1 protein-coding gene and 1 pseudogene are annotated in these 1,373 nt (G+C 74.1%); both read left to right on the forward strand.

Going from position 1 to position 1,373, the window contains the following annotated elements:
• Positions 1 to 378 (forward strand): annotated as a pseudogene (locus ACLEQD_RS43445) (stage II sporulation protein SpoIID); the annotation flags it as partial.
• 211 nt (positions 379 to 589) lie between these two features.
• On the forward strand, positions 590 to 1,373 hold a 784-nt coding region (locus ACLEQD_RS43450), incomplete at its 3' end, for a DUF937 domain-containing protein (RefSeq protein ID WP_410391799.1).

Here is a 1,373-nt window from a genome sequence, read left to right on the forward strand (position 1 = left end):
GTCGTGCCTCGCGCGCGGGTGTCGGCCGCCGCGTCGGAGGCGCTCGGCGGCCCCGCGCAGGCGGAGGATCTGCTGCTGGACCGGGACTCCAGCGGGGCGGTGGTGCGCATCGTGGACCGCGCTTCGGGACGCGAGGCGCGCGGGGATGCCTTCTTCCGCGCGCTGGGAGCCCGCGCCGGGTGGGATCGGATCCGCAGCGCGCGGTTCTCCATGACGCTCGGGGGTGACCAGGCACTCCTCGAAGGGCAGGGCCACGGTCACGGCGTCGGGCTCTGTCAGGCCGGCGCGGCCCTGCTCGCACGGCAGGGGTGGACCGCGGAGCAGTTGCTCGCGCGCTACTTCCCGCGCGCCCTCCCGGGAAGGCTCACGGACAAGTGAACGCGGGGGCTGGAGTGCCCTCCCGTTCTCGCAGTCGTCCGCGAAGGTGACGGCCCTCCAGGGGCTCTCCCCCGGGCTCACCGCGAGGGCTTACCAGCACCCGCCTTGCTCCGTATCGATTGCACCAGAGCCCTCAGCCCCGCGCGGTCCGGTGGGGAGGTGGCCTCGCGCACCGGCCATCCCGGTGCGGGACCCGACCGGGAGGCATGACATGGCGTTCAACCTGATCGAAGCAGTCGGCTCGCAGTTCATGCAGAAGGGATTGCTGCAGAAGATCAGCGGCTCGCTGGGGGAGGATCCGCAGGCGACCACCAAGGCACTGCCGGGCGCCATCGCCGCCGTGGCCGCGGGCGTCGCGGATCAGGGCGGCAACGAGGCCGGCGCGCACCGCCTGCTGTCGAAGCTCAACGAGGGCGGCTTCACCGGCCCCGACGCGCCCGCGCACGCTGGCGGCGCCGGAGAGGGGCTGCTCGACGAGGAGGAGCGCGGCAAGGGGATGCTGAGCGGCATCTTCGGCAACAAGCTGGGCGGCGTCAGCGAGGGGCTCACGCGCTTTGGCGGGATGCGCAACCCCGGCTCGGCGACGCGGCTGTTGTCCCTGGCCGCGCCCATGCTGATGGGGGTCCTGGGCAAGCAGGTGCGCGACCAGCGCATGGGTTCCTCCGGGCTGATGCAGCTGCTCAACGGCCAGCGCAACAACATCGCCGCCGCGCTGCCAGCGGGGCTGGGCGGCATCCTGGGCTTCGGGGGGGCGCGCCACGCGGTCGCGGAGGTCATCGAACCCCACCGTGAGGTCGTGCAGGTCCGGGAGACGGGCCCCGTGCGGGAGGCCCACACCGTGCGAGAGACGACGCCCCGGCAGACCCACACCCGTCCGCCGGAGCGCAAGAAGGGCATCGCCGGCTGGGCCATTCCGCTGGCCCTGCTCGCGCTGGTCGTGCTCGCGTGGGGGGCCCTGCGCGGACGCCGGGCCGAGCGCGCCCGGGCTCCGCAGG

The sequence above is a fragment of the Corallococcus sp. 4LFB genome (assembly GCF_046520365.1).
Lineage (GTDB): Bacteria > Myxococcota > Myxococcia > Myxococcales > Myxococcaceae > Corallococcus > Corallococcus caeni.